This is a genomic window from Nonomuraea sp. NPDC050790 (assembly GCF_044456745.1).
In the GTDB taxonomy this organism is placed as follows: domain Bacteria; phylum Actinomycetota; class Actinomycetes; order Streptosporangiales; family Streptosporangiaceae; genus Nonomuraea.
The window spans coordinates 67,913-91,254 of the sequence record NZ_JBITGF010000005.1 but is presented as its reverse complement, the minus strand read 5'-3'; the positions used below and the strand labels follow the sequence as shown (position 1 = coordinate 91,254).

At 73.8% G+C, this 23,342-nt stretch carries 20 protein-coding genes and 1 pseudogene; 12 read left to right on the top strand and 9 right to left on the bottom strand.

What is annotated here, in order from left to right; all coding sequences use genetic code 11:
- Positions 1 to 15 precede the first annotated feature (15 nt).
- Complete coding sequence (locus ACIBEJ_RS25690) at positions 16 to 2,643, top strand: sugar-binding protein (RefSeq protein ID WP_397185365.1); 2,628 nt, start codon at positions 16 to 18, stop codon at positions 2,641 to 2,643.
- Here ACIBEJ_RS25690 and ACIBEJ_RS25685 read toward each other — a convergent pair.
- Positions 2,627 to 4,117 carry an alpha/beta hydrolase gene (locus ACIBEJ_RS25685; protein ID WP_397185364.1) on the bottom strand — a complete coding sequence of 497 codons (1,491 nt, stop codon included), beginning with the start codon at positions 4,115 to 4,117 and terminating at the stop codon, positions 2,627 to 2,629. The two genes, ACIBEJ_RS25690 and ACIBEJ_RS25685, sit on opposite strands and share 17 nt — an antisense overlap.
- A gap of 295 nt (positions 4,118 to 4,412) precedes the next feature.
- Between ACIBEJ_RS25685 and ACIBEJ_RS25680 the strand changes: the two genes are divergently transcribed.
- The 4 genes and pseudogenes from ACIBEJ_RS25680 to ACIBEJ_RS25665 all read left to right on the top strand — a co-directional run bounded on the left by ACIBEJ_RS25680 (position 4,413) and on the right by ACIBEJ_RS25665 (position 9,125).
- A complete protein-coding gene (locus ACIBEJ_RS25680; RefSeq protein ID WP_397185363.1) occupies positions 4,413 to 5,984 on the top strand; it encodes a PQQ-dependent sugar dehydrogenase in 1,572 nt (523 codons plus the stop codon).
- A 124-nt stretch (positions 5,985 to 6,108) separates the two neighbouring features.
- Positions 6,109 to 7,320, top strand: coding sequence for a S8 family serine peptidase (locus ACIBEJ_RS25675; RefSeq protein WP_397185362.1), 1,212 nt, complete (start codon positions 6,109 to 6,111; stop codon positions 7,318 to 7,320).
- A 32-nt stretch (positions 7,321 to 7,352) separates the two neighbouring features.
- Positions 7,353 to 7,589, top strand: a pseudogene (locus ACIBEJ_RS25670) (peptidoglycan-binding domain-containing protein); the annotation flags it as partial.
- Between the two features lie 6 nt (positions 7,590 to 7,595).
- Positions 7,596 to 9,125 carry a matrixin family metalloprotease gene (locus ACIBEJ_RS25665; RefSeq protein ID WP_397186084.1) on the top strand — a complete coding sequence of 510 codons (1,530 nt, stop codon included), beginning with the start codon at positions 7,596 to 7,598 and terminating at the stop codon, positions 9,123 to 9,125.
- Between the two features lie 2 nt (positions 9,126 to 9,127).
- Here the strand turns inward: ACIBEJ_RS25665 and ACIBEJ_RS25660 are convergent, their stop codons facing one another.
- The 3 genes from ACIBEJ_RS25660 to ACIBEJ_RS25650 form a co-directional block, all read right to left on the bottom strand.
- Positions 9,128 to 9,586 carry a hypothetical protein gene (locus ACIBEJ_RS25660; RefSeq protein WP_397185361.1) on the bottom strand — a complete coding sequence of 153 codons (459 nt, stop codon included), beginning with the start codon at positions 9,584 to 9,586 and terminating at the stop codon, positions 9,128 to 9,130.
- A 4-nt stretch (positions 9,587 to 9,590) separates the two neighbouring features.
- Positions 9,591 to 10,160, bottom strand: a complete 570-nt coding sequence (locus ACIBEJ_RS25655) for an RNA polymerase sigma factor (protein ID WP_397185360.1) — start codon at positions 10,158 to 10,160, stop codon at positions 9,591 to 9,593.
- 83 nt (positions 10,161 to 10,243) lie between these two features.
- The gene (locus tag ACIBEJ_RS25650) at positions 10,244 to 11,482 is read right to left on the bottom strand and encodes a S8/S53 family peptidase (RefSeq protein ID WP_397185359.1); all 1,239 of its coding nucleotides are present in this window, start codon (positions 11,480 to 11,482) and stop codon (positions 10,244 to 10,246) included.
- 58 nt (positions 11,483 to 11,540) lie between these two features.
- On the opposite strand from ACIBEJ_RS25650, the gene ACIBEJ_RS25645 reads away from it, so the two are divergent.
- Complete coding sequence (locus tag ACIBEJ_RS25645) at positions 11,541 to 14,132, top strand: CHAT domain-containing protein (protein ID WP_397185358.1); 2,592 nt, start codon at positions 11,541 to 11,543, stop codon at positions 14,130 to 14,132.
- 66 nt (positions 14,133 to 14,198) lie between these two features.
- On the top strand, positions 14,199 to 15,035 hold the full coding sequence (locus tag ACIBEJ_RS25640) for an alpha/beta fold hydrolase (RefSeq protein WP_397185357.1): 837 nt from the start codon (positions 14,199 to 14,201) through the stop codon (positions 15,033 to 15,035).
- A 6-nt stretch (positions 15,036 to 15,041) separates the two neighbouring features.
- Here ACIBEJ_RS25640 and ACIBEJ_RS25635 read toward each other — a convergent pair whose 3' ends face one another.
- The 3 genes from ACIBEJ_RS25635 to ACIBEJ_RS25625 form a co-directional block, all read right to left on the bottom strand.
- Positions 15,042 to 15,560, bottom strand: a complete 519-nt coding sequence (locus ACIBEJ_RS25635; protein ID WP_397185356.1) for a snapalysin family zinc-dependent metalloprotease — start codon at positions 15,558 to 15,560, stop codon at positions 15,042 to 15,044.
- Positions 15,561 to 15,713: 153 nt separating this feature from the next.
- Positions 15,714 to 16,862: an acyltransferase gene (locus ACIBEJ_RS25630; RefSeq protein ID WP_397185355.1), complete on the bottom strand. Its 1,149-nt coding sequence runs from the start codon at positions 16,860 to 16,862 to the stop codon at positions 15,714 to 15,716.
- A complete protein-coding gene (locus tag ACIBEJ_RS25625) occupies positions 16,859 to 17,860 on the bottom strand; it encodes an alpha/beta hydrolase (protein WP_397185354.1) in 1,002 nt (333 codons plus the stop codon). The genes ACIBEJ_RS25630 and ACIBEJ_RS25625 overlap by 4 nt, the downstream gene beginning before the upstream one ends.
- A gap of 133 nt (positions 17,861 to 17,993) precedes the next feature.
- Between ACIBEJ_RS25625 and ACIBEJ_RS25620 the strand changes: the two genes are divergently transcribed.
- The 4 genes from ACIBEJ_RS25620 to ACIBEJ_RS25605 all read left to right on the top strand — a co-directional run bounded on the left by ACIBEJ_RS25620 (position 17,994) and on the right by ACIBEJ_RS25605 (position 21,080).
- Positions 17,994 to 18,515: a DUF6609 family protein gene (locus ACIBEJ_RS25620; RefSeq protein ID WP_397185353.1), complete on the top strand. Its 522-nt coding sequence runs from the start codon at positions 17,994 to 17,996 to the stop codon at positions 18,513 to 18,515.
- 49 nt (positions 18,516 to 18,564) lie between these two features.
- Entirely contained in the window at positions 18,565 to 19,950 is a 1,386-nt protein-coding gene (locus tag ACIBEJ_RS25615) for a selenium-binding protein SBP56-related protein (protein ID WP_397185352.1), read from the top strand.
- Positions 19,938 to 20,543, top strand: coding sequence for a hypothetical protein (locus ACIBEJ_RS25610; protein WP_397186083.1), 606 nt, complete (start codon positions 19,938 to 19,940; stop codon positions 20,541 to 20,543). Before ACIBEJ_RS25615 ends, ACIBEJ_RS25610 begins: the two co-directional genes overlap by 13 nt.
- Before the next feature lie 63 nt (positions 20,544 to 20,606).
- Positions 20,607 to 21,080, top strand: coding sequence for a hypothetical protein (locus ACIBEJ_RS25605; protein WP_397185351.1), 474 nt, complete (start codon positions 20,607 to 20,609; stop codon positions 21,078 to 21,080).
- A gap of 66 nt (positions 21,081 to 21,146) precedes the next feature.
- Here the strand turns inward: ACIBEJ_RS25605 and ACIBEJ_RS25600 are convergent, their stop codons facing one another.
- Both ACIBEJ_RS25600 and ACIBEJ_RS25595 read right to left on the bottom strand, forming a co-directional pair.
- Positions 21,147 to 21,572: a hypothetical protein gene (locus ACIBEJ_RS25600; protein ID WP_397185350.1), complete on the bottom strand. Its 426-nt coding sequence runs from the start codon at positions 21,570 to 21,572 to the stop codon at positions 21,147 to 21,149.
- A 206-nt stretch (positions 21,573 to 21,778) separates the two neighbouring features.
- The gene (locus ACIBEJ_RS25595) at positions 21,779 to 22,396 is read right to left on the bottom strand and encodes a TetR/AcrR family transcriptional regulator (RefSeq protein WP_397185349.1); all 618 of its coding nucleotides are present in this window, start codon (positions 22,394 to 22,396) and stop codon (positions 21,779 to 21,781) included.
- 67 nt (positions 22,397 to 22,463) lie between these two features.
- Between ACIBEJ_RS25595 and ACIBEJ_RS25590 the strand changes: the two genes are divergently transcribed.
- The gene (locus ACIBEJ_RS25590) at positions 22,464 to 23,330 is read left to right on the top strand and encodes an SDR family oxidoreductase (protein ID WP_397185348.1); all 867 of its coding nucleotides are present in this window, start codon (positions 22,464 to 22,466) and stop codon (positions 23,328 to 23,330) included.
- Positions 23,331 to 23,342 lie beyond the last annotated feature (12 nt).

The following is a 23,342-nucleotide window of genomic DNA, read 5'->3' as shown; positions in this document are numbered from 1 at the left end:
CCTTCCGGAGGTTCCATGCGCCTGCTGACTGCCTTACTCATCACGCTGCTCTCGCTGACGCCCGCCGTACCGGCTCAGGCGGACGCGCGGGAGGACCTCGACGCGCTCTTCGTCGGCGCGCACCCCGACGACGAGGCGTTCAGCCTGTCCACGCTCGGCCAGTGGAAGGAGGACCACGGCGTGCGCACCGGCGTCGTGACCGTCACCCGCGGCGAGGGCGGCGGCAACGCCGTCGGGCCGGATGAAGGGCCCGCGCTCGGGCTGCTGCGCGAGGGCGAGGAGCGCGGGGCGGTCGCCAAGGCGGGCGTCACCGACGTGTTCAACCTCGACGAGGTCGACTTCTACTACACCGTCAGCGCCCCGCTCACCGACCGGATCTGGGGCGGCGACACGCTCGCCAAGGTCGTCCGGATCGTCCGGCAGACCCGGCCCGAGGTGCTGCTCACCATGGACCCCGCGCCCTCGCCCGGCAACCACGGCAACCACCAGCAGGCCGCCAGGCTGGCCGTCGAGGCGTTCTACGCCGCCGCCGACCCCAAGGCGTTCCCCGGGCAACTACGCGAGGAGGGGCTGCGGCCGTTCGCGCCCGCCCGGCTGCTGCTCGGCGGCGCGCGCGGCATCACCGCGCCGGTCGGACCCGGCTGCGCGGCCGTCACCGACCCCGTCCGCAACGTCTACGGCGTGTGGAGCGGGCGCACCTCGCCCGGCCAGGGCCGCACCTGGGCGGCGATCGAGCGCGACGCGCAGCGGGTCTACGCCTCGCAGGGCTGGGCCGGGTTCCCCGACGTGCCCGCCGATCCGGCCAAGCTCGGCTGCGACCTGTTCACGCAGGTGGACGCGCGGGTGCCGATCCCGGCGCCGGGTGGCCAGGCGGCCGCGGCGCCGACCGCGATCCTCGACGGCGCGCTGGTCAGGGCGCCGGGGACGGTGCCACTCGGCACCGAGTTCACGCTCACGCCGAGCGCCTTCGACGTGCGGCCGGGCACCGCGTTCACCGTGCGCGCCACCGTGCGCGGCCGGGCGCAACTCGGCCGCTCGTCGGTGACGCTGCGGGCGCCCGTCGGGTGGCGGGTCAGCGGCTCGGGCGAGCTCGGGCGCGGGGGCTCCGCCGTCTTCACGGTGACGCCGCCGCGCGACGCCCCCACCGGCCAGAGGGTACGGCTGGCCGCCACCCTGGCCACCGAGCGGGGCGGCGGCTACACCGACCGGCAGGTCGAGGTGAGCGCGGCCGTACGCGCGACGCAGCAGTTGCTCCCCCAGGTCGGCCAGTACGAGACGTGGGCCGGCGAGCTGGCGCCGCAGCTACGCGGCCTGGTGACGCCCGTGCTCACGCTGGCCTCCGGCGGATCGCGGCAGGTCGGCGTCGTGGTCACGAACGTCTCCGCCGCCGCGCAGTCGGGCAGCGTCAAGGTGGAGCTGCCGCCCGGGTTCACCGCCGACCGCGTCGAGGCCCCCTACAGCGGGCTGGCGCCCGGCGCCTCGGTGACCGTGCCGTTCACCGTCACCAACTCCGACCCGTCGCTGAAGACCTCCAACGAAGGCGGCGACTACGCCTACACGATCACCGCCACCAGCGCCGACGGCTCCAGCGTGAGCAGGCCCGCGCTGGAGCTGGTGCCCGCGACCGTGATCCCGGCCGCCACGCCCGTCGTCGACGGGACCGAGGCGCCCGGCGAGTACCCGGGGCCCGCGCTCGACCTCTCCCGGCTGTGGGAGGGCGCCGCCTGCGCCACCCCGGCCGACTGCTCGGGCACGGCCAAGCTCGCCTGGCGCGAGGACACCCTTCATGTCCTGGCCCGGATCAAGGACGACGTGGTGGGCACCAGGCTTGCGGCCGCCGACTGCAAGCGGCACTGGCGTACCGACGCGCTGGAGGTGACGCTCGATCCGCGCGGCGTCTCGGAGAACACCTCCACCACGTTCAAGGCGGCGGTGCTGCCGGTGACCGCGGAAGGGCCGCCGTGCGTGCTGCGCGACGCCGACAACCGGCAGGGCCCGGTGGACCTGCCGGTTGCCGCCAAGGCCGGGGACGGCGGTTACACGATCGAGCTGGCCATCCCGCTGGAGCAGGTGCCGGGCGCGGTCGACCCGGCCCGGCTCGGGCTGAACATCCTCTTCTACGACTCCGACACCCAGGACAAGACCGGCCAGACCCGGATCGGCTGGTCCACGTGGGGCGGCGTCCAAGGGGACCCGTACCGGTGGGGCCTGGCCACGATGCCCGGTTACCGGCCGCCGCCCGGACGGCCCACCACGCCGCCCGACCCGGTCATCCCGGACACCGGGCTGTCCAGCCTGGACTCGCCGCAGTCGCTGGAGCAGGCCGTACGGCTGGGCCTGCCGCTCGCGGGCGGCCCGCCGGTGGCGCGCGGGGCGTTCGGGCGGGTCGTCTCGGCCGTGGTGCGCGGGGACGCGGTCAAGGTCACGCTGGTCACGGGCGCGGCGGGCAAGGCGCACCTGTTCGTGCGCGACGCCAAGGGGACGGCGGGCGGCCGCGTGGCCACCGTGTCCGGGCGGGGGAGCACGACGGTGAGCGTGCCCCTCGACCGGGCGGTCTCCGGCAGGGCCGCGGTGGTGGCGGGCTGGCAGTCGGGGCCCGGTACGCAGGCGTCCCAGGCGCGCCTGGTCACGGGCGGCAGCTGAAGTCCCTGGCGGGTAGCGCGCCCCCGCCCAGGTAGGCGTTGACGGCGCGGTCCGCGCAGGGCAGCGGGCTGCCGCCGTCGGCGGCTCTGCCGTACACGCCGTGCGCGCGGATCTCCGCCGTCAGCAGCCGCGACCCGCGCAGCCGCCGGTGCAGGACGCGCGCGCCCTCCAGGTTGTCCGACCTGGCCTGCAGCATCAGCACGGGTACGGCGTTGCCGATCGCGGTCACCGGCTCGCGCGGCTCGGCGTCCCAGTAGGGGCACGGCGCCATCATGCCGTTGACCAGCGGCCCGAACACCGGCTGCGTGGCCCGGCTGCGCCGCATGTTGCGCCAGTACGTCTCCGGGTCGCGCGGCCACCCGCCCGCGGGCCAGCCCGCGTCGCCGCACATGAAGAACGTCGCGCCCAGCATGCTGTCGGCCAGTTCCGGCGAGCGGAGCAGGTCCAGCATCGCCCGCAGGTGCGGCCCCGGCCTGACCGGCGGGCGCGCCAGGTCGCGCACGACCCCGGCCAGCGCCTCGTCCTGCTCCCGGTGCTGGACGAGCTGCCTCAGCAGCAGCCGCAGCACACCCGGGTCGAGCCGCACGCCGTCCACCACCGGCGGCCTGCGCTCGGCCCGCTCGACGACCCGCCGCACCGCCGCCCGCACCTGCGCTCCGGTACGGCCCAGCCCGTAGCGTTCGTGCCGGTCGGCGGCCCAGCGCGCCCACTGGTCGAGGGCCTGCTCCAGCGGCCTTCCCGACTTCTGGAACAGCTCGTACTGCGTGGCCCTCGGGTCGCTGGAGGAGTCGATGACCATGCGGTCCACCCGGCCGGGGAACATCTGGGCGTAGACCGCGCCCAGGTCGGCGCCGTAGGAGACGCCGAAGAAGGACAGCCTCCGCTCGCCCAGCGCGGCGCGGACGGCGTCCATGTCCCTGGCGACGTTGCGGGTGGAGGCGTGGGGGAGCAGTTCCCTGTTGCCGCCGTGGTCCAGGCAGCGGCGCGCGGTGTCGCGGGCGGCGCGCAGCGACTCCTCGAACTCCCTCCTGGGCGAGGTCGTGCGCGGCGGCTCCGGCTTGGGCGCCGCTCTGCCGCAGGTGATCGGGGTGCTCTCGCCGAGGAAGCGCGGGTCGAAGCCGATGAGGTCGTACCGGTCGGCGACGTCCTTCATCGTGGCCCGCAGGTGCGCGGCGAACCCCAGCCCCACCCCGCCGGGCCCGCCGGGGTTGGCGAGCAGGATGCCCCTGCGCTTCGCCGAGGGCTTGGCCCTGACGCGCGAGATCGCGATCTCGATGGTACGGCCCGCCGGGTCGTCGTAGTCCAGCGGCACCGCCACCTTGGCGCACTGGGCGCCCGCCTGCCTGAGTTGCTTGTCCGCGCAGGCGCCCCAGGCGACGGGCTCGGCGGCGGCCGCGGCCGGGAGGGCGAGCCAGGGCAGCGACAGCGCCACCACCGCCTGGCTCACGGACGTTCGGAAGAAGGTGTGGATCATGTCCGGCGACGCTAGTCGCGGTGCTTTCGGCCGCGTATCGGCCGGAGGACGGAGACGGAATGGCCGTTCGGCCGACCTCGCGGCATGGCGTTTGGTGTGGTGTGGCCGTGAGGTGGGAATCTTGGGCGGAGGGGCGGCTGGTGGTGTGGCCGGGGCTGGTGGGGCGGTGGCTAACGCTGAAACCCTGAAAAACCCGAAATACCACCTGATGAGTGGATATATGGCTGGATATTCGGCTGGCGGGCGGGGGTTTCGGGCCTTGACAGTTTTTATGGGCTTTTGTCATGTCAGCGGTATGGTGCTCATTCGCACGCTGATCGCGACCACCCTCATCGCGACGGCCTTCCACGCCCCGGCCCACGCACAGCCGGCCGACATCGACTTCACCCGCCCGGAAGTGGTGGCGGGCAACCTGCAGATCCCGTGGGGCCTGGCCTTCCTGCCCGACGGCAGCGCGCTGGTCTCCGAACGCAACAGCGCCAGGATCCTCCAGGTACGCCCCGGCGCCGCCCCGGTGGAGGTGGCCCGCGTACCCGGCGTCTCGGCCTCCGGTGAAGGCGGTCTGCTCGGCATCGCCGTAAGCCCGAACTACGCCCAGGACCGCTACGTCTACGCCTACCACACCGCCGCCTCCGACAACCGGATCGTCCGCTTCACCCTGTCCGCGCCCGGCACGCCCACGCTGATCCGCGGCGGCATCCCCAAGGCCGGCATCCACAACGGCGGCCGCATCCACTTCGGCCCCGACGGCATGCTCTACGCCAGCACCGGCGACGCCAACCAGACCGGTAACTCCCAGAACCTCCAGAGCCTCGCCGGCAAGATCCTGCGCCTGCGCCCCGACGGCACCGTCCCTCCCGACAACCCCTACGCCGGCTCGCTCGTCTACACCCTCGGCCACCGCAACGTGCAGGGCTTCGCCTGGACCGCCGCCGGCCAGATGTACGCCACCGAGTTCGGCCAGAACACCTGGGACGAGGTCAACCACATCGTCGCCGGCGGCAACTACGGCTGGCCCGTCGTCGAGGGCAACGGCAGCGACCCCCGCTACCGCAACCCCCTGGTGACCTGGACCACGGCGGAAGCCTCGCCGAGCGGGGCCGCCATCATCGGCGACACCCTGTTCGCCGCCGCCCTGCGCGGCACCCGGCTGTGGCGCGTACCCCTGCCGGGCGGCACCCCCGACTCCGTCCTGCGCGGCACGTACGGCAGGCTCCGCCACGCCGCGGTCGCCCCCGACGGCCACCTCTGGATCCTGACCGGCAACCGCGACGGCCGCGGCACCCCCGCCCCCCAGGACGACCGCGTGGTCCGCTTCCCACCAGGAGACGGCGGCGGCGGCGAAACGGTCTTCGAGGACGACTTCGAAACCGACAAGGGCTGGACCGCAGGCCCGGCGGACACCGCGACCTCCGGCCGCTGGGAACGCGGCGACCCCGAGCCCACGACCTACTCGGGCGCCACCATCCAGCCCGGCAACGCCGCGACCGGCGCCAACGCCCTGATCACCGGCCGCACCGCCGGGTCCCAGGCGGGTGCCAACGACATCGACGGCGGCCTGACCACCATGCGCTCCCCCCAGATCACGCTGCCCACGGCCACCCGCCTGACCCTGACCTTCTCCTCCTACCTGTCCCACCTCAACAACGCCACCTCGGCCGACTACCTCCGCGTCCGCGTGGCCGGCACCACGGTGTACGAACGCCTGGGCGCCGCCACCCAGGTGGCGGGCGCCTGGCAGCAGTCGACGGCCGACCTGACCGCGTACGCGGGCCAGACCGTCCAACTGGAGATCCAGGCGGCCGACACCGCGACCGCCAGCCTCGTGGAGGCAGGCGTGGACACGATCCGCATCACCCGCTCCTGACCCCACCGGCCCGCCGGGTGGCCCCCACCCCAACCACCCGGCGCCCCACGGGAATTCGGGTGTATCACCGGGCGCCGGCCGCCCTCCGTACAGGTGGCGAGTCTTTTGCATCCGCGGAGGGAACATGGGCGGCCGGATCACCGACACCGGCGTGGAGCAGTACTACGACGACGAGCTCGTGGTCGATCTGGTGCACCTCGGAGCGGTCACCAACCTGATCGACGCCTGGGCGGGCACCGGCAGACCTGCCTGGGTGCGGCGGGATGACGAGGCGGGCAGCGCGTTGCTCGGGCTCGCGTGGATCGAGGTGGCCGGGCTCAAGGCGGTGGCCGGGACCTTGCGCGGGCGGGCGGAACTGGTGGCGCGGGCGGGGAGACACCGCAAAGGGCCGGTCGAGGATCTGGATCTGCTGCTGCACGCCCTCAGGGAGGAACGGCCGGAGTTCGTGATCGGCAAGCACCGGCTGGTCGAGAACGTCGAGGGCACGAGCGTGCCGCGGAACGCGCCGGCGGGGATGCGGCTGGAGCGGCGGGGGCCCACCGAGCATCCCAGGGTGCGGGTCGGGGTGCTGGGGACCCCCATCTGGCCGCACGACCAGCTCGCGGGGCGGTTCATGGCGGACTCCGACGCCCTGCTGCCCCGGGTCAGGGAGGCGCCGACGCCGATGCTGGCGGGCCACGCCACGTTCGTCGCCGGGATCATCGCCGCCCACGCCCCCGACGCGGAGCTGGTGGTTCGGGCGGGTCTGGACGAGGGCGCGGTCTGCGCCGACTCCTGGGAGGTCGCCACCCGCATGGTGGGCTTCGGGGCCGAGGAGGTGGATCTGCTGCAACTGTCGTTCGCCTGCTTCACCGCCGACGACGAGCCCCCGCTGGTCGTCGAGCGCGCGGTGGCGCGCCTGAGGGAGCAGGCCGTGCTGGTCGCGGCGGCGGGCAACCACGCGGCGGAGCCGGGCGCGCGGCGGCACGCGAAGGCGTTCCCGGCCGCGTGCGAGGGAGTGGTCGCGGTGGGGACGGAGGCGGAGTTCAGCCCCAAGGCGCCCTGGGTGGCTCTGCACGCCCCGGGGACCGGCGTCACCTCCACCTACCTGGAGGGGAGGGTGAGCCTGCCCAAGGGGGAGGAGGCCCACTACTGCGGCGCCGCCACCTGGAGCGGGACCTCGTTCGCCGCGGCGGCCGTCAGCGGCGCCATCGCGGGCCTGGCCCACCGGCGCGGCTCCAGCGCCAGGGAGGCCAAGGAGTATCTGCTCCACCGTCCGGAGGTACGCGACATCCATCCCCCCGAAGCCGTGAAGGAGGATGTATCAGCGGCGCCCGCCCCGCCTCCGTACAGGTGAACGGAACGTTCCCACGGAGGAAGGCGATCTCCATGATCCCTCTCAAGCACGGCGACTCCGGTCCGGACGTGCGGCAGCTCTACCTGTTCCTCAAGCGCTTCGGCTACTTCCCCAACCCGGGGCTGCGCACCGGCAACGCGCTGTTCCGCCCGGCGGTCGTCTTCGCCCCGGAGGACCTGACGCTGTTCGACGAGCGGATGGAGCTGGCGCTGTCGGAGTACCAGCGCCAGCACGGACTGGAGCCGACCGGCGCGCTGAACGAGGAAACGCTGACGATGATGCGCAGGCCGCGCTGCGGCTTCCCCGACCAGCCGTCGGCGGGCCAGTTCGTCGCGCAGGGCAACCGGTGGCCGGGCGACGAGGTCACCTACAGCTTCACCCCGCCCTTCAGCCCCGACGTGTCGGAGGCCGACCAGCGCGCGGCGCTGCGCGCGGCCTTCGACCGCTGGGCGGCGGTCACGAACCTGTCCTTCACCGAGGTCGGCCACAACGGCCAGATCCGCATCGCGTGGGTGGCCGCCGACCACGGCGACGGCTTCCCCTTCGACGGCCAGGGCAACGTGCTGGCGCACTGCTTCTACCCGCCGCCCAACGGCGGCGACATCGCCGGCGACTGCCACTTCGACGAGGCGGAGACCTGGTCGGTGAACCTGCCGCCGAGCGGGTTCGACCTGTACACGGTGGCGCTGCACGAGATCGGCCACGGCCTGGGCCTGGCGCACTCGGCGGAGGCCGGCGCGGTCATGTTCCCGTCCTACCAGGGCGTGCGCCGCGAGCTGAGCGACGACGACATCCAGGGCATCCGCTCCATCTACGGCGCGCGCCCGCAGTGGTCGTCGTTGCAGGGCGTCGTCTACGCGGCCGCGGCGGGCACGAACGCCGACGGCCGCATGGAGGTCTTCGTACGCGGCACCGACAACGCCGTGCACCACAACTGGCAGACGAGTCCCGGCGGCGGATGGAGCGGCTGGTCGAGCCTGGGCGGGGTCCTGCAGGGGCGGATCGCGGTCGGACGCAACCACGACGGGCGGCTGGAGATCTTCGGCCGGGGCACCGACGGCGCGCTCTACCACAACTGGCAGACGGCCCCGAACAGCGGCTGGTCGGGCTGGCACGGGCTGGGCGGCTGGATCGAGGACCCGGCCGTGGGCAGCAACGCCGACGGCCGCCTGGAGGTCTTCGTGCGCGGCACCGACAGCGCCGTCTACCACAACTGGCAGGTCACCCCCGGCGGCGGCTGGTCGGGCTGGCACGGGCTCGGCGGCGTCATCCAGGGGCGGATCGCGGTCGGGCGCAACCACGACGGGCGGCTGGAGATCTTCGGCCGGGGCACCGACGGCGCGCTCTACCACAACTGGCAGACGGCCCCGAACAGCGGCTGGTCCGGCTGGTCCGGGCTCGGCGGCTGGATCGAGGACCCCGTGGTCGGCGTCAACCCCGACGGCCGGCTGGAGGTGTTCGTCAGGGGCTCCGACGCCGCGCTGCACCACATCTGGCAGGTCACCCCCGGCGGCGGCTGGTCGGGCTGGGCCACGCTCGGCGGCTGGGTCGACGAGCCCTCGGTGGCGCGCAACGGCGACGGCCGGCTGGAGGTCTTCGTCCGCGGGCTAGACAACACCGTCTACCACATCTGGCAGGTCACGCCCGGCGGCGGCTGGTCCGGCTGGTCAGGGCTCGGCGGCGAGCTGCTCGAAGGCCCGCTGGCCACCGTCAACCACGACGGGCGGCTGGAGGTCTTCATCAAGGGCGCCGACTCGGCCCTGTGGCACCGCTGGCAGACCGCGCCGAGCAACGGCTGGTCGTGACCTCAGTACGGCCCGCCGGTCACCCAAGGAGTCCGCACGACGCCCGCATCGGTGCGGCAGCGGATCCGGAAGGCGCCCGGCGGCGCCGAGGGGAAGACGAAGCAGCCGCTCTCGTCGATCGGGGTGGTCTCGGACTGCCCGGTCGCGAGCTGGCACTCGGCGCTACCCGGCCGGGGTGGGAGCAACTGCCCGAGCAGCGTCTCGGGCCCCACCTCGGCCTCGATCGTGTCCTCGCCGGTGCGGAAGATCAGCACCCGCTGCCCACCCCTGGTGACGGCCAGGAGCTCGCTGTCCAGGGCCGAGTCGTAGACGAGCGCGGCCAGTTCGGCCTCCACGTCACGCCACAGGTACGCGCCCTTGGCCGCGCTCACGAACTCCGGCGGCACCTCCTCCGCCGCGCGCCTGGCCTGCCCGAGCGCGGCGAGCAGCCGTTCGTCGTCCTCCCACCAGGGCCGGTCCATCGCGCTAGCCTCCTTCCGCGCGGATCAGCGCCGCGATCTCGGGGCGCCGCCGCAGCTCCGCCAGGCAACGTCCGCGTGTGGGCCCGATCGAGCCCACGGGGATGCCGAGCGTCGCGCTGATCTCCTCGTACGGCGCCGGCGGCAGCCGTACCAGCAAGGACAGCAACGCCCTGCACCGCTCGCCGAGCTGGCGGAAGCCCGCGTGGAGGGCGGCGTCGCGCTCGGCCTCCAGCAGTTCGCGGTCCACGGGCCTGTCGTCGGCGGGGGCGTCGTGCTCGGCCCAGGGCTTCAGGTGCGTACGCTGCCAGGCGGCGGACGCGCTCCGCCTGCCGCACTCGCGCCGCGTCACCGTGGCCAGCCAGCCCGGCAGCGCCGCCGGTTCGCGCAGCGGGTGGTCCAGCAGCGCCAGCCACACGGTCTGGGCCACGTCGTCGGCCTCGTCCCGGCTGAGGCGGAAGGCCCGGCAGGTCGCCCACACCAGCGGGGCGTAGCGCTCGACGATCTCGTCCCACGCGTCCTTGTCACCGGCGTACGCGCGCCGGACAAGGGAAACGACCGTTGGATCATCCCGCATCACGCCATTTTCGTACGGCCGGCGCCACCAGGAAAGCGCCCGCTCTCACTCCTTACGGAGGCGGACAGGGGCGCCCTGATACGTCAGACCCGCAGAACGGCGCCGACTCCCTGCTCGTGCCGGGTGGCCTCCAGCACCGCCCGCCTGGCCTCCTCGGGCCCGCCGCCGTGCTCGGCCAGGTGGGCGGCGGCGATCCCGGCGACCAGCGGGGCGGCGAAGGAGGTGCCGTCCCAGCGAGCCATGCCGGTGAAGTCCTGCCGTGCCGGGCGGCGTGGCGGCTCGCGGTAGGTGTAGGTGCCGGTGGCGTAGGCGTTGACCAGGCCCTCGCCGAGCGCGTACACGTCCACCCACGGGCCGTGGTTGCTGAACCAGGCGCGGTGGTTCTGGTCGGGGCCGAGCGCGCCCACGGCCAGCGCCCACGGGAAGGCGGCGGGGTAGAAGGGGCGGCTGGTGCCGTCGTTGCCCGCCGCGGCCACGAGCAGCACGTCGGGGAAGAGCTCGGGGAACAGGGAGAAGCCGAGCGAGCTCCAGTGGCCGCGGGTGTAGGTGCCCGCGGACAGGTTGACGACCTGCGGGCGGTGCTCGCGCACCAGCCGGATCAGCTTGTTGATGATCACGTTCTCCCGCTCGGCCCCGGACTCGGCGAAGTGGTCGGCGACGTACACGGACGCGTCCGGCGCCGTGCAGCGCGCGACCCCGGCGGCGAACGTGCCGTGGCCCTGGAACTGCTCGATGTGCGCCAGCCCGGAGGGCAGCGCCGGCCCGAGCCGCTCCACGTCGCCGCGCACCCCCGCCAGCCAGGGGTGCGGGAGGTCCTCCAGCAGGCCGGTGTCCAGGATCCCGATGAGGACCGGCTGCGCGTTCTGCGCCGCGGCGCGCTGGGGCGGCCAGGGCTGTCCTGGCGGCCCGCTCGGCACCTCCGGCTCGACCGCGGGGCACAGCCGGGTGATGTGCAGGACGTGGTTGGGCGTGGCCAGCGGCGTCTCGCGGGCCACGCCGTCACGCGCCTCCAGCAGGTCCAGCGCCTCCGGCACGCTCCGGCGCCCCTCCGCGAGGTTCTCGATGGACAGCAGCGTCGTGGTGTTGCCCGGCTGGCGGTCGTCGCCCTCCGAGCGCTGCCGTTCCTCCGGCACCACTTCGGCGCCGGGCAGCAGATCCTCGACCCTGCTCCTGTTGTCGCCCTCGTCGATCACCAGCAGGCGATCGGCCTCGTACACGTAGTCGACCTGCCCGTCGGGGGTCCACGCCACCTCGGCGATGACCCCGCTCGCCGCCATCCTGCGCTGGATGGCCCGGAACTGCGCCTCGAAGACCGCATCCATAGCCTGTACATCGCCATAAGGCTTGCGGGCGCTACGGACGGCGCGCATTGTCGGACTCATGGCGGCCGACCTGCTCCCCCTCGCCCTGTCGCGCCCCAACGAGGCGCTGGAGCGCGCCAGGCGGCTGCTGGCCGACAACCCCGGCCCCTACGCCGCCTCGCTCGCCCGCCAGGCCATCGGCATCGTGCTGCGCGAGTTCGGCGACATCGAGCAGGCGGTACGCGAGCTGCGCGCGGCCCGGCGGCTGGCCAGGAGGTCCCGTTCGGCGGAGCGGGAGGCCGACGTGCTGGCCACGCTCGGCGTCGCGCTCGTCTTCGCCGGCCGTACCGCCTCGGGCCGCACCGCGCTCAACACCGCCGTGGAGCTGTCCACCGGGCTGACCCACGGCAGGATCCTGCTCAGGCGCGGCGGCGTGCTGCTCGTGCTCGGCCGGCACCGGGCCGCGCTGGCCGACCTGAACGCCGCCATCTCCGTGCTGCGTGTGGCGGGCGACCTGCTGTGGGAGGCCCGCGCGCGCACCGAACGGGCCTTCTGCCACCTGGCGCTGGGCTCGCTGGCCCGCGCCGCCGCCGACCTCGGCCGGGCCGAGGAGCTGTTCGGCAGGACCGGTCAGGAGCTGGAGTCGGCCGACGCCACCGCCAACCGCGGCGTGCTGGCGCTGCGGGTCGGCGACCTGCCCGCCGCCCTCGGCCACTTCGACGCCGCCGCCCGCCGCTACGAACGGCTCGGCGCCGCCGACGCCAACCTGAGCCTGCACCGCTGCGCCGCCCTGCTGACCGCGGGGCTGCCCGAGGAGGCGCTGGCCGAGGCGGACGAGGCGATCGAGCGCCTGCTGGGCGTGCGCGGGCAGCGTTCCAAGCAGGCCGAGCTCATGCTGACCGCGGCCGAGTGCGCCCTGGCGGCGGGCCGGCCGGCCGCCGCGCTGGAACGTGCCGAAGGGGCCGCCAGACTCTTCGACCGCCAGCGCCGCCGGTGGTGGCGGGCGCACGCCCGGCTGGTGATGGTGCGGGCCGAGTTCGCCGCCGGGACGCCGACCGGGGCGCTGCTGCGGGCCGCCTTGGCGTGCGCGCGCGAACTGGCCGCGCTGTCCTCGCCGCACCTGCCGCTCGGCCACCTGCTGGCCGGGCGGGTCGCGCTCGCGCTGGGCCGTACCGCGGTGGCGCGCGAGCACCTCACGGCGGCGGCGCGGGCGCGGCGCGGCGGACCCGCGCTGGCACGGACCACGGGCTGGCTCGCCCAGGCCCTGCTCGCGCAGCTCGAAGGCGACGCGCGGGCGCTCCTGCACGCCTGCGGGCGCGGCCTGGCCGTCATCGACGAGCACCGCGGCACGCTCGGCTCCTCGGAACTGCGCGCCCAGGCCACCGCGCAGGGCGTCGAACTGGCCGCGCTCGGCCAGCGGCACGCGTTGCGCGCGGGCCGGCCGCGCACGCTGCTGACGTGGAGCGAGCGGTGGCGGGCGGGCGCGCTGGCCGTCCCGCCGGTGCGCCCGCCCGACGACCCCGAGCTGCAGGCCGACCTCGCCGCGATCCGCGCCGTCGCCGGTCGGCTGGCCGACGCGCACGCCCGCGGCCTGCCGACCGCGCTCCTCCAGGCCGAGCAGGTACGGCTGGAGCGGACGGCACGGGCCAGAGCTCTGCGCGCGCGGGGCGACAGGATCGCCGGCCCGCCCTTCGACCCCGGCAGGCTGCTGGCGGCGCTGGGCGAGGACGTCCTGCTCGAACTCGTCGAGGTCGACGGCCGCCTGCACGTCCTGGTGTGCGGCGACGGGCGGGTCCGCAGGCTGCCCGCGGGCCCGGTCGAGGAGGCGGCGCGGCGGCTCCACCTGGCCAGGTTCGCGCTGTCGCGCCTGGCGCACGGCCGCTCCACGCTCACGCCGGGCCTGCTGCTGGCCCAGGTGGAGAGCGCGGGGGCCGAGCTGGAGCGGCTGCTGCTGGGCGCGGCCGGCCGGGCGCTCGGCGGGCGGGACGTGATCATCGTGCCGCCGGGCCGCCTGCACGGGGTGCCGTGGAGCCTGCTGCCGTCGCTGCGCGAGCGGGTGGTGAGCGTCGCGCCGTCGGCGGCCTCCTGGCTGCGCGCCCGCGAGCCCGGCCCGCCGGGGGAGGGCGTGGTCCTGGTCCGCGGCCCCGGCCTGACCTCGAACGGCGCCGAGGTGCCGAAGATCGCCGCCGGGCACGACCGCCCGGTCGTGCTGGAGGACGGGACGGCGACCGTACCGAGGATCCTGGAGGCGATGGAGGGGCGGCGGCTCGCGCACGTCGCGGCGCACGGGACCTTCCGCGCCGACAGCCCGCTGTTCTCGGCGCTGCGCGTGGACGACGGGCCGCTGACCGTCTACGACCTGGAACGGCTGCGCCGCCCGCCGCGCCAGGTGGTGCTGTCGAGCTGCGAGTCGGGGCGGGGCGCCGCGGCGGGAGCCGACGACCTGCTCGGGCTGGTGGCCTGCCTGGTGCAGCTCGGCACGGCCGGGATCGTGGCCAGCGTGGTCCCGGTCAACGACGCCGCGGCGGTGCCGCTGATGGTCGCCCTGCACCGGGAGCTGCGCGCCGGGGCGGGGCTGCCGGCCTCGCTGCTGGCCGCCCGCCGCGCGGGCGCGGACGACCCGGTGGCGGTGGCGACGGGCTGGTCGTTCCAGGCGTTCGGCGCCGGATGACGCAACTCTTTACGGCCTAAGGTATTGTGGTAATCGCTTACGCCGTAAAGAGATAAGGGATGTGTCATGCCGAACGCCACCCTCCACGACGGGCAGACGATCGAGTTCGAGATCCACGGGGACGGGCCGGCGCTGCTGCTGCCGGTCAACCCGCGTCCCGCCGACGACCCGGCCAAGGCCGAGGAGGCCGCCAAGTGGGGCGCCGACCTCTCCCTCGGCCACCACCTCGTCGAGGGGCTGAGCGACGGGCTGCGGGTCGTCGCCTTCGACTACGAGGGGCACGTGCTCAGCCGGCCCAAGCCCAAGACGCTCACGCCGGACAACCTCGCCCGCGACCTGCTCGCCGTCGCCGACGCGGCGGGGGCGGAGACCTTCGCCTACTACGGGTACTCGTGGCTGGCCCTGACCGGGCTGCAGCTCGCCATCCGCACCGACCGGCTCTCCGCGCTGGTCATGGGCGGGTATCCGCCGCTGGGCGGGCCGTACGAGGCGATGCTGGCCGTCACCATGGCCACGTACCAGATGGCGCTGGAGGCGCCCGCGGAGCCCGCGGAAGCGGGCGAGCCGGGGGACTGGTCGAGCGCCACGATGACGCTGTCGCCCGCGCAGACCCGCCAGTTCGCCACGCTCTACCAGGCGTTGAAGGGCTTCGACGACGCCGCCGTCCAGGACCGGGTGAGCTGCCCGAGGCTGGCCTTCGCCGGGACGCGCGACGTGATCGAGTACGGCCCCGCCTGGGGCGACACGATCGTGGACATCGCCGGGCCGTTCAGAGAGCGGCGGGGGGAGATGGAGGCGCACGGCTGGGACGTGCGCCTGCTCGACGGGCTCGACCACATGAGCGCCATGCAGGCGGCCACGGTCGTGCCCCTCATCCGGCCCTGGCTGGCCGCCGCTCTCTGAGGGACCTCAGCGGTTGACGTAGACCTTGCCGAACTCGACGGCCGGGACGCCGCCGGCGAAGTTCCTGTCCACCTCGGCCCGTTCGGCCGCGTTCGGGTTGGGGTTGGTGCAACTCGTGCCCGCGCTCGACCCCGACATCAGGTCCGTGCAGCGTCCCGTGCGGCGGTCGGGCAGGCCGAGGATGTGGCCGATCTCGTGCGTGGCGATGCGCAGGGGGTTGTGGCCCTGCGCGGTGGCCTGGCGGCCCATCCAGATCGAGCCGCGGCCCAGGCTGGTGGGTTGCGCCCGCGGCCAGCCGTTGTCGGCGTAGACGGTGAAGTGGGCGGGGGTGCCCGGGACGAGGCGGACGTTGACGACGCTGCTGTTCCAGATCTGCGCCGCCTGGTCCACCGTGGCCCTGAACTCCTGCGCCCGGCTGGCGTCGTACCGGAGCACCCTCACCACCGAACCCTGCGCGGGGGAGCTGAGCAGGAGGAAGGTGAGGGACAGGATGAGGGATACCGACAGTCGAAGGATTCGTGACATGGATCCTCCTCGAAGTGGGGGGTCCTGTCACGGTATGCGGCTCCTCCTGTCCAGCGGGCCCCGCCAGATTGCCCCTATCACCGTGTTATGCCCGGCTTGTGCTGGGCGGAGTCGGGCGTGATGCCCTTACGCTCGGCCGTTTATGTCCGGCCCTTATGTCCGGTCTTTGTGTCCGGTTCTAGCGGCGGGTTCTTGCGGCAGGTTCTTGCGGTGGGTGAGTTCGGTGCCGCGGAAGGCCGCCACGCACACCAGCAGCGCCGCCGCGAACACCGGCAGCCAGGCCGCCCGCGCCACCACCCAGCCCGATGCGAGCGGTGCGGTGTGCAGGCCGGGCAGGGGTCCGGCCGCGGCCAGGCCCAGGGCGGTGACCGCGATCATCGCCGTCTGGTGCCAGAGGAAGACGGTCATCGCCGACAGGTTCGCCAGCGCCACCGCCGCCCAGGCCGCGGGCCTGCGCAGCGCCCGCGTCAGCGGCCCGTGCGCGAGCGGCGCCGCGCCGCACTGGGCCAGGCCGAAGGCGACCGCGGCGAGGGTGGGCGGGTTCAGATTGGAGATCGCCGCGCCCGGCACACCCACCATGGACGCCGGATACCCCGCCCACACGACAAGCGCCGCCGCGCTCACCGCACCGCCGACCAACAGCGCCCACGCCGTGCCCCTGCCACGCAACCCACCGCGTGTCCAGGCCGTGCCCAGGGTGTACGGCACCAGCCAGCCCGTGGCCAGGTTGGCCCAGCCGAGCCAGTCGGGGGCGGCCAGGCCGTACCGGAGGAGGTCGATCAGGGCGACGGCGGCCAGTGGCCACCCCGGGTGCAGCCGCACGGCCAGTGGCGTGGCCGCGGTCAGCGCCGCGAACACCAGCAGGAACCACAGCGGCGAGACCACCAGCTTCACCAGCGCGGTCACGGTCGGCACGTCGGCTCCGGCGGCGAGCATGCCGCCCGCGGCCACCGACCACACCAGCAGCACCGGCACGACCGGCCTGGCCAGCCGGGTCAGGCGGGCACGCAGCCAGGGCAGGTAGCCGGTGGCCGAGGCGTAGGAGCGGGCCGCGGTCATGCCGCCGACCAGGAAGAACAGCGCGAGCGTCTGGAACACCCAGGAGATCGGGGCCAGTTCGGGCACCGCCTGGAGCGGGCTGGTCACCCGGATCGAACCGCTGTCGGCGACCAGCGCGGTCACCAGCCAGTGGCCCAGCACGACGCCGAGGATGGCCAGCGCGCGCAGCCCGTCCACGGCGCGGTCGCGGCCCGGCGGGGTGGCCGCGCCGACGCGCCCGGCCGGCGTGGGCTCAGCCGTCATGCCCCGGCCACGATCGCGGAGATGGCGCGCAGGGACGGCGAGCCGGTGTTCAGGTAGTCGCCGTGGGCGGCCCGGCCCGCGGGGAAGATCCGGGCGCCGAAGCCGGGCGACATCGGGTCGGCGCCCAGGCCCAGGGTCGCGAACGGCAGCGGCACGCGGGCGTGCGGCACGGACGCGATCCAGTCGCGCGCGCCGCGCCCGGCCCAGACGGCGGCGGTGGTCCGCAGGGCGGCGGCGGTGTCCGCGCCGGTGCCGGGGCTGCCGTACAGGACGATGGCGTCGACGGGCAGGCCGGGCGCGGCGCTGCCGCAGACGACGGCGCCGTAGGAGTGGCACACGAGCGAGATCCGCGCCTCCGGCCGCGCGGCCCGCAGTCCCCGCACGAAGGCCCGCAGATCGGGCGCGGCGGCGTCGGCCAGATCGGTGGTCAGCACCGCCAGGCTCGCGGTGGCAGGCGTCCGATACCCCATCCACGCCACAACCGCCCCACCTCCCATGCCACTCGCCCTGCCGCTGCCGCCAACGCCGGCGCTGCCTCGGGCCTCGCCTGTGGTGGGTCGTGCGGTGTCCTGGCTGAGCTGGTGTGCCAGGCGGGTGGCGCTGCCGTGGAAGCGGGCGTAGGAGTCGAGGTCGGTGTCGGAGCCGGGGACCAGCACGGCGATCGCGCCGGCCCGGGACAAATCGCCGAGGACCTCGGCCGAGCGGCCACCGTCACGCCCGTCGAAGAACAGGAACCTGCGCTCCCCGCTCGCCATCACCCCCAGCGCGGCGGCCCGCGACGGGTGGCCCGCCTCGGCCGCCGTCGTCCGCGCCGCCCGGATCGAGGTACGGCCGGCCGCGTACCGACCGGCGAGGACGGCGGGATCGGCCGACGACAGCGGCGGCTGGACGGCGGGCACCGGGGCGGGCACCGCCGACGAGCCCGCCGCCCCCGAGATCGGTACGGCCACCGCCGCGGCGACGAGCGCGCGGGGCAGCAGCCGGTTGATGAGCGACATGCCGACGAACCTAGGGATCGTCCCAGGTCGCCGGCGTCCCGCCGGAGGGTGGACCTAGGACTGACCCTCAGGTACTACCCGGTCGCGCCAGAAGTGGGCAATCCGGTCATCGGGCATGGGAAGCTGGCGTCCTATGAGTACCGTCGAGTCCCTTCTGTCCCACCCCTATCCGCTGATCCGCGGGGGTGGGCTCTTCCTCCTGTTCCTCGGCCTCGGCTTCCTACTGAGCTGGATCTTCCGCTCGCGCTGGCTGGTCTTCGTCATCGGCGGCTTCGCCGCCGGCCTGACCGCCAGCGGGCTGAGCGCCCTGCTGCCCTCGCTCGGCACGCCCTCGTTCGTGCACATCGCCGGCCTGGCCGGCGCCATCGTGATCGAAATGGGGCTCATCTACCTGGTGCTGACCCGCTACAAGGACGCGGGCGAGCGCACGCTCATCCTCGCCATCCTGCTCGTCGTCGGCGTGCACTTCCTGCCCATGGGGCTGGCGCACGGGCCGCTCATCGTGGTGCTCGGCCTCCTGCTGATCGTCAACGCCTTCGTCGGGCTGCGGGCCAAGCAGGTGCCCATGCAGGTCTTCGGCCTCATCGACGCCCTGCTCAAGATGGGGTTCGGCGCCGTGATGCTGTTCGCCTACCCGGCGCTCACGTTCACCTGAGAGTCGCAAGTCTATTGACCTTGTAGGAAATATCGGAATCCTGGAGGGTATGGCGCTCTGGACTCCTGATCCCACCTTCTACGCCTCGCCCCGCGACGCCGCCGCCGGGCCACCCGAGAAGCTCGCCTACGTGGCCGCCTTCGACCGCAAGGCCGAGCGGCCCGACGCGATCGCCGTCCTCGACACCGACCCCGACTCGGCCACCTACGGCGAGCTCGTCGGCTGGACCGACCTGCCCAACACCGGCGACGAACTGCACCACTTCGGGTGGAACGCGTGCAGCAGCGCGCTGTGCCCGTCGGCCCCGCACCCGCACACCGAGCGGCGCTACCTCGTCGTGCCGGGCTTACGCAGCTCCCGCATCCACATCTTCGACACCAAGGACCGGATCAGCCCGGAACTGGTCAAGGTCATCGAGGCGGAGGAACTGGCCGCCAAGGCCGGGTACTCGCGGCCGCACACCGTGCACTGCGGGCCCGACGGGCTCTACGTCTCCGCGCTCGGCGGGGCCGGCGGGCAGGAGGGGCCGGGCGGCATCGCCGTACTGGATCATCAGACCTTCGAGGTGCGCAGGCGGTGGGAGAGCGAGCGCGGGCCGCAGTACCTGGCCTACGACTTCTGGTGGCACCTCAACCACGACGTGCTGATCACCTCGGAGTGGGGCACGCCGTCGATGATCGAGGACGGACTCGTCGGCGAGCTGCTGCTCGGCCGCAAGTACGGCCACCGCCTGCACGTCTGGGACCTGCCCAAGGGCCGGCACCTGCAGGAGATCGACCTGGGCGACCAGTACCAGATGCCGCTGGAGCTGCGCCCCGCGCACGACCCGACCCAGCAGTACGGCTTCGTCGGCGTCGTCACCAGCGTCGAGGACCTGTCGGCCTCGGTCTGGCTGTGGCACCGCGAAGGTGAGCGGTTCGCGGTGCGCAAGGTCATCACGATCCCCGCCGAGCCCGCCGCCGCCGCGGACCTGCCGCCGCTGCTGCAGCCGTTCGGCGCGGTGCCGCCGCTGGTCACCGACATCGACCTGTCGGTGGACGACCAGCGCCTCTACGTCTCCTGCTGGGGCACCGGCGAGCTCAAGCAGTACGACGTCGCCGACCCCTTCAACCCGGTCGAGATCGGCTCCCTGCGCATCGGCGGCGTCACCGGCCGCACCCCGCACCCGGCCCGGCCCGGCCTGGAGCTGCGCGGCGGGCCGCAGATGGTCGAGGTCAGCCGGGACGGCAGGCGCGTGTACCTCACCAACTCCCTGTACGGCGCCTGGGACGACCAGTTCTACCCCGAGGGCGTCGGCTCCTGGCTGGCCAAGGTCGACACCGACGCGTTCGCCTTCGACGAGCGGCTGTTCGTCACCGACTTCCGCGGCCTGCGTCCCCACCAGGTCAAGCTCCAGGGTGGCGACGCCTCCTCCGACTCCTACTGCTTCCCGTGACGGTCGCCGCGATCGTCCTGCTCGGCGCCTTCCACGGGCTCAACCCGGCCATGGGCTGGCTATTCGCCGTCGCCCGCGGCCTTCAGGAGCGCTCGCGCGGGCGCATGCTGGCCTCCCTGCCCGCCATCGCCGCCGGTCACCTCGCGTCGGTGGCGCTGGTGGCCGCGGTCGTGGCGGTCACCGGCTCGCTGGTCACCGGCACCGCGCTGGCGGTCGGCGGCGGCGTCCTGCTGGTCGGGTTCGGCCTGTGGCGGCTGCTGTCGGACCGGCACTTCCGCTGGTCGAGGATGCGGCTGACGCTGCCGCAACTGGCCGGGTGGTCGTTCCTCATGTCCTCGGCGCACGGGGCGGGCCTGATGCTCCTGCCCGTCTTCTCCGGCCTGCACGAGCACGGCCACGCCATGACCGGCGGGCTCGGCGCCGCCGCGCTGCACACGCTGGCCATGTTCGCCGCCGCCGCGGTGACCGCGGTCCTCGTGTACGAACTGGCCGGCCTGACCATCCTGCGCCGGGCGTGGTTCAACGTGGACCGCATGTGGGCCGCGGCGCTGGTGGCGGCAGGGGTGATCACCCTGGCGCAGGCCGTGCTCTGAACCTCGACAGGATCTCGACAAACCCTGCGGAAGCACCCCACACCAGCTTGATGTGCTGGCCCGGTGACCCTGACAGAACGGCGCGGGCCGGAGCCGCGCGAGGTGCGCTGGACCTTCGGCTGCGCGTTCCCCGCGGTGATCGCGGTGCTGTGCGCGACGGCGGGAACGCTGCTGGAGGTCCGCCTGGCCTGGTGGGCGCGCAGCCACTGCCTGGGCGGCGAGCGGGTCGCGCTCGTGGTGTCCAGCGTGTTCTGGGCGCTGGGACGGATCATCGTGTTCCCGGCCGTCTCGCTCGCCTCGGCCGCGCTGGCGCTGGTGCTGCTGCTGGCGGCGCGGGCCTCGGTGCTGCGGCGGTGGTGGCTGGAGCCGTTCCTGCTGGCGCTGGTCGTCGCGATCTCGTTCGCGGGGCCCGTGGCGCTGGCCGTACACGACTATCAGACGGTACGCGCCTGTGGGTCACCACAGCATGGCGCACACCAGCCCGAGAAGGATCAGGGCGGCGGCGATCCGCATGAACATGCGTCAACCGTAGGTTGACGTCTGCGGGCCGTCAACCCGGCGTTGACGAACGGGCCGGGGGGTGCGAGGGTGCCTGCCCGGGCGCTATCTGCGGCCCAATCCGGCTCGTGGTCGTTCTACCTGGTCGCTGAACGGGGTGCCGGTGCCGCCGTCGTCGTAGACCACGGTCAGGCGGATTCGTCCTGGAGAGCCGCCCGGACTCCGGGCGAGTGTGATGTCGGTGACCGTTCCCGGTCTGCCGCCGACGATGACCTCGTCACCGACGGCGAAGCGGCTCATCTGGCCGCGGTCGCGCCGTACCCACATGCCTATTTCACGCAACCCGAGCTTTCTCGGCTCGGTGCGGCCTGGCTTGCGGAGGGTCGCTGTCTCTGGGGCGGATCCGGAGAACGCCACCCAGATCTCCCAGTCATCACGGACGAGCGTCATCATCGGCCCGTCGCCGTCGTGCTCGCTGACAACCTGCCAGCCGCGCTGCTGTGCCTTGGTCTCTAACGCGTTCGGATTCATTGTGACCTCCTCGTGCGCCGAATCGTTACTTTCCTAGTAGAAGAGATGGGGCGTGTGGTCGAAGTAAACGGACGGTCGAATTTCGGTTCTGCCCTGGAGACGGGCAACCATGCCTGGCCGTCCCGGCACTGTTCGCCACCTGGGAAGACACCCTTCACCTGCGCTTTGACCGGATGACAGCGGATCGGTGGCGGAAGAGGCGAATGTCACAAAGTTGGGGCACCAGAGTGGGCGGTGAAGCCCGCGCTCGCCAGGACGATGGCGTGGCGCATCGCGTCGGTGCGGGCTGACGGAGGCTCCTCTCCCTGCGAGGCCACCGCGCTGACCGCGCCCACGCACGCGCCGAGGTGGGCGGCGCAGCGCACCGGATCCAGCCCCGGGTGGCGGGCGCGGATCGCGTCGAGGATGCGCGTCTGCACCCCATGCAGGCGTACGGCCAGCGACGGCGGCATCCCGCCCGACTCCCTGGCCACCTGTACCCGGACCGGCGCCAGCGCGTCGATGTTGGTGCCGGCCACGTTCAGGGCGTCGACCAGCGACTCCACCGCCCGCTGGACCGCCTCCCACGGCGTCGTCCCGTCGGGCAGCGCGGCCACGCGGGCGAGCGCGATCTCGACGTAACGCTCGACGTGGTGGAACAGCACGTCCTCCTTCGAGGCGAAGTGCAGGAAGAACGTCCGCGGCGCCACCCCGGCGCGCCCGGCGATGTCGGCCACGGTGGTCCGCGCGAACCCCTGCCCCGTGAACAGCTCGGTCGCCGCCCGGACGATCGCCTCCCGCGTCATCCGCCGCTTGTGCTCCCGCAACCCCGTCGATCTCGGCATGCCGCACATCCTATCGCCTTTCGCTACATTAGTGCATAAATGCAGAAGTGCAGTGAAAGGATGGATCATGACGCGTACCTACGTGGTGACCGGGGCCGACAGCGGCATTGGCGCGCTCACCGCCGGGCTCCTGGCCGATCGCGGCGCCCGGGTGATCAGGTGCGGGGTGGGGGAGTCGGCCGACGTCCGCGCCGACCTCGGCACCGCCGACGGCAGGGCCGCGCTGCTCGGCGCCGTGGAACGCCTGGCCCCCTCGGGCGTGGACGGCCTCGCGCTGGTCGCGGGCATCGCCGCGCCCACCGAGGCGACGGTCCGCGTCAACCACTTCGGCACGCTCGCGGTCCTGCGCGGCCTGCGCCCGCTGCTCGCCCGGTCGAGCGCCCCGCGCGCGGTCGTGGTCTCGTCGGCGTCGTCGCTGTCCGCGGGCGACGGCGACGTGATCGCCGCCTGCCTGCGCGAGGACGAGCCCGCCGCCGTGGCCGCGGCCCGCCGCGCGATCGGGCGCGGGCGCGGCGCCGTCCTCTACCGCTCCACCAAGATCGCCCTCAACCGCTGGGTACGCCGCGCCGCCCCCGGCTGGGCCGAATCCGGCATCCCGCTCAACGTCGTGGCCCCCGGCATCGTCGGCACCGAGACGGCCATGACCACGATGCTGGCCACCCCCGCCCAGGCCAAGCTGATGGCCGAGGCCCTGCCGCAGCCGCTCGGCTTCCCCGGCCCGGCCGACGCCGTGGCCGAGGCGCTGGCCTGGACGCTCAGCCCGGCGAACGCGTTCATGACCGGCCAGGTGATCTACGTCGACGGCGGGGCCGACGCGACCCTGCGCGGCGACGGCCCCTACGCGGACGGCGTCTCGTACGGCCCGGTGGCCATGGCTCGGATGATCTTCTGGTCGCTGGCGGCCAGGGTTCAGCGCCGCCGTACCGGGAGTTGACTTCATTTGCTT

Excerpts from the sequence above, each read along its gene's own strand:
- ACIBEJ_RS25630 (WP_397185355.1), bottom strand. The coding sequence starts at position 16,862 with ATGACGGCTGAGCCCACGCCGGCCGGGCGCGTCGGCGCGGCCACCCCG.
- ACIBEJ_RS25625 (WP_397185354.1), bottom strand. The coding sequence starts at position 17,860 with ATGTCGCTCATCAACCGGCTGCTGCCCCGCGCGCTCGTCGCCGCGGCG.
- ACIBEJ_RS25650 (WP_397185359.1), bottom strand. The coding sequence starts at position 11,482 with ATGGATGCGGTCTTCGAGGCGCAGTTCCGGGCCATCCAGCGCAGGATG.
- ACIBEJ_RS25635 (WP_397185356.1), bottom strand. The coding sequence starts at position 15,560 with ATGTCACGAATCCTTCGACTGTCGGTATCCCTCATCCTGTCCCTCACC.
- ACIBEJ_RS25680 (WP_397185363.1), top strand. The coding sequence starts at position 4,413 with ATGGTGCTCATTCGCACGCTGATCGCGACCACCCTCATCGCGACGGCC.
- ACIBEJ_RS25640 (WP_397185357.1), top strand. The coding sequence starts at position 14,199 with ATGCCGAACGCCACCCTCCACGACGGGCAGACGATCGAGTTCGAGATC.
- ACIBEJ_RS25590 (WP_397185348.1), top strand. The coding sequence starts at position 22,464 with ATGACGCGTACCTACGTGGTGACCGGGGCCGACAGCGGCATTGGCGCG.
- ACIBEJ_RS25600 (WP_397185350.1), bottom strand. The coding sequence starts at position 21,572 with ATGAATCCGAACGCGTTAGAGACCAAGGCACAGCAGCGCGGCTGGCAG.
- ACIBEJ_RS25685 (WP_397185364.1), bottom strand. The coding sequence starts at position 4,117 with ATGATCCACACCTTCTTCCGAACGTCCGTGAGCCAGGCGGTGGTGGCG.
- ACIBEJ_RS25665 (WP_397186084.1), top strand. The coding sequence starts at position 7,596 with ATGATGCGCAGGCCGCGCTGCGGCTTCCCCGACCAGCCGTCGGCGGGC.
- ACIBEJ_RS25655 (WP_397185360.1), bottom strand. The coding sequence starts at position 10,160 with ATGCGGGATGATCCAACGGTCGTTTCCCTTGTCCGGCGCGCGTACGCC.
- ACIBEJ_RS25660 (WP_397185361.1), bottom strand. The coding sequence starts at position 9,586 with ATGGACCGGCCCTGGTGGGAGGACGACGAACGGCTGCTCGCCGCGCTC.
- ACIBEJ_RS25595 (WP_397185349.1), bottom strand. The coding sequence starts at position 22,396 with ATGCCGAGATCGACGGGGTTGCGGGAGCACAAGCGGCGGATGACGCGG.
- ACIBEJ_RS25690 (WP_397185365.1), top strand. The coding sequence starts at position 16 with ATGCGCCTGCTGACTGCCTTACTCATCACGCTGCTCTCGCTGACGCCC.
- ACIBEJ_RS25620 (WP_397185353.1), top strand. The coding sequence starts at position 17,994 with ATGAGTACCGTCGAGTCCCTTCTGTCCCACCCCTATCCGCTGATCCGC.
- ACIBEJ_RS25645 (WP_397185358.1), top strand. The coding sequence starts at position 11,541 with ATGGCGGCCGACCTGCTCCCCCTCGCCCTGTCGCGCCCCAACGAGGCG.
- ACIBEJ_RS25615 (WP_397185352.1), top strand. The coding sequence starts at position 18,565 with ATGGCGCTCTGGACTCCTGATCCCACCTTCTACGCCTCGCCCCGCGAC.
- ACIBEJ_RS25675 (WP_397185362.1), top strand. The coding sequence starts at position 6,109 with ATGGGCGGCCGGATCACCGACACCGGCGTGGAGCAGTACTACGACGAC.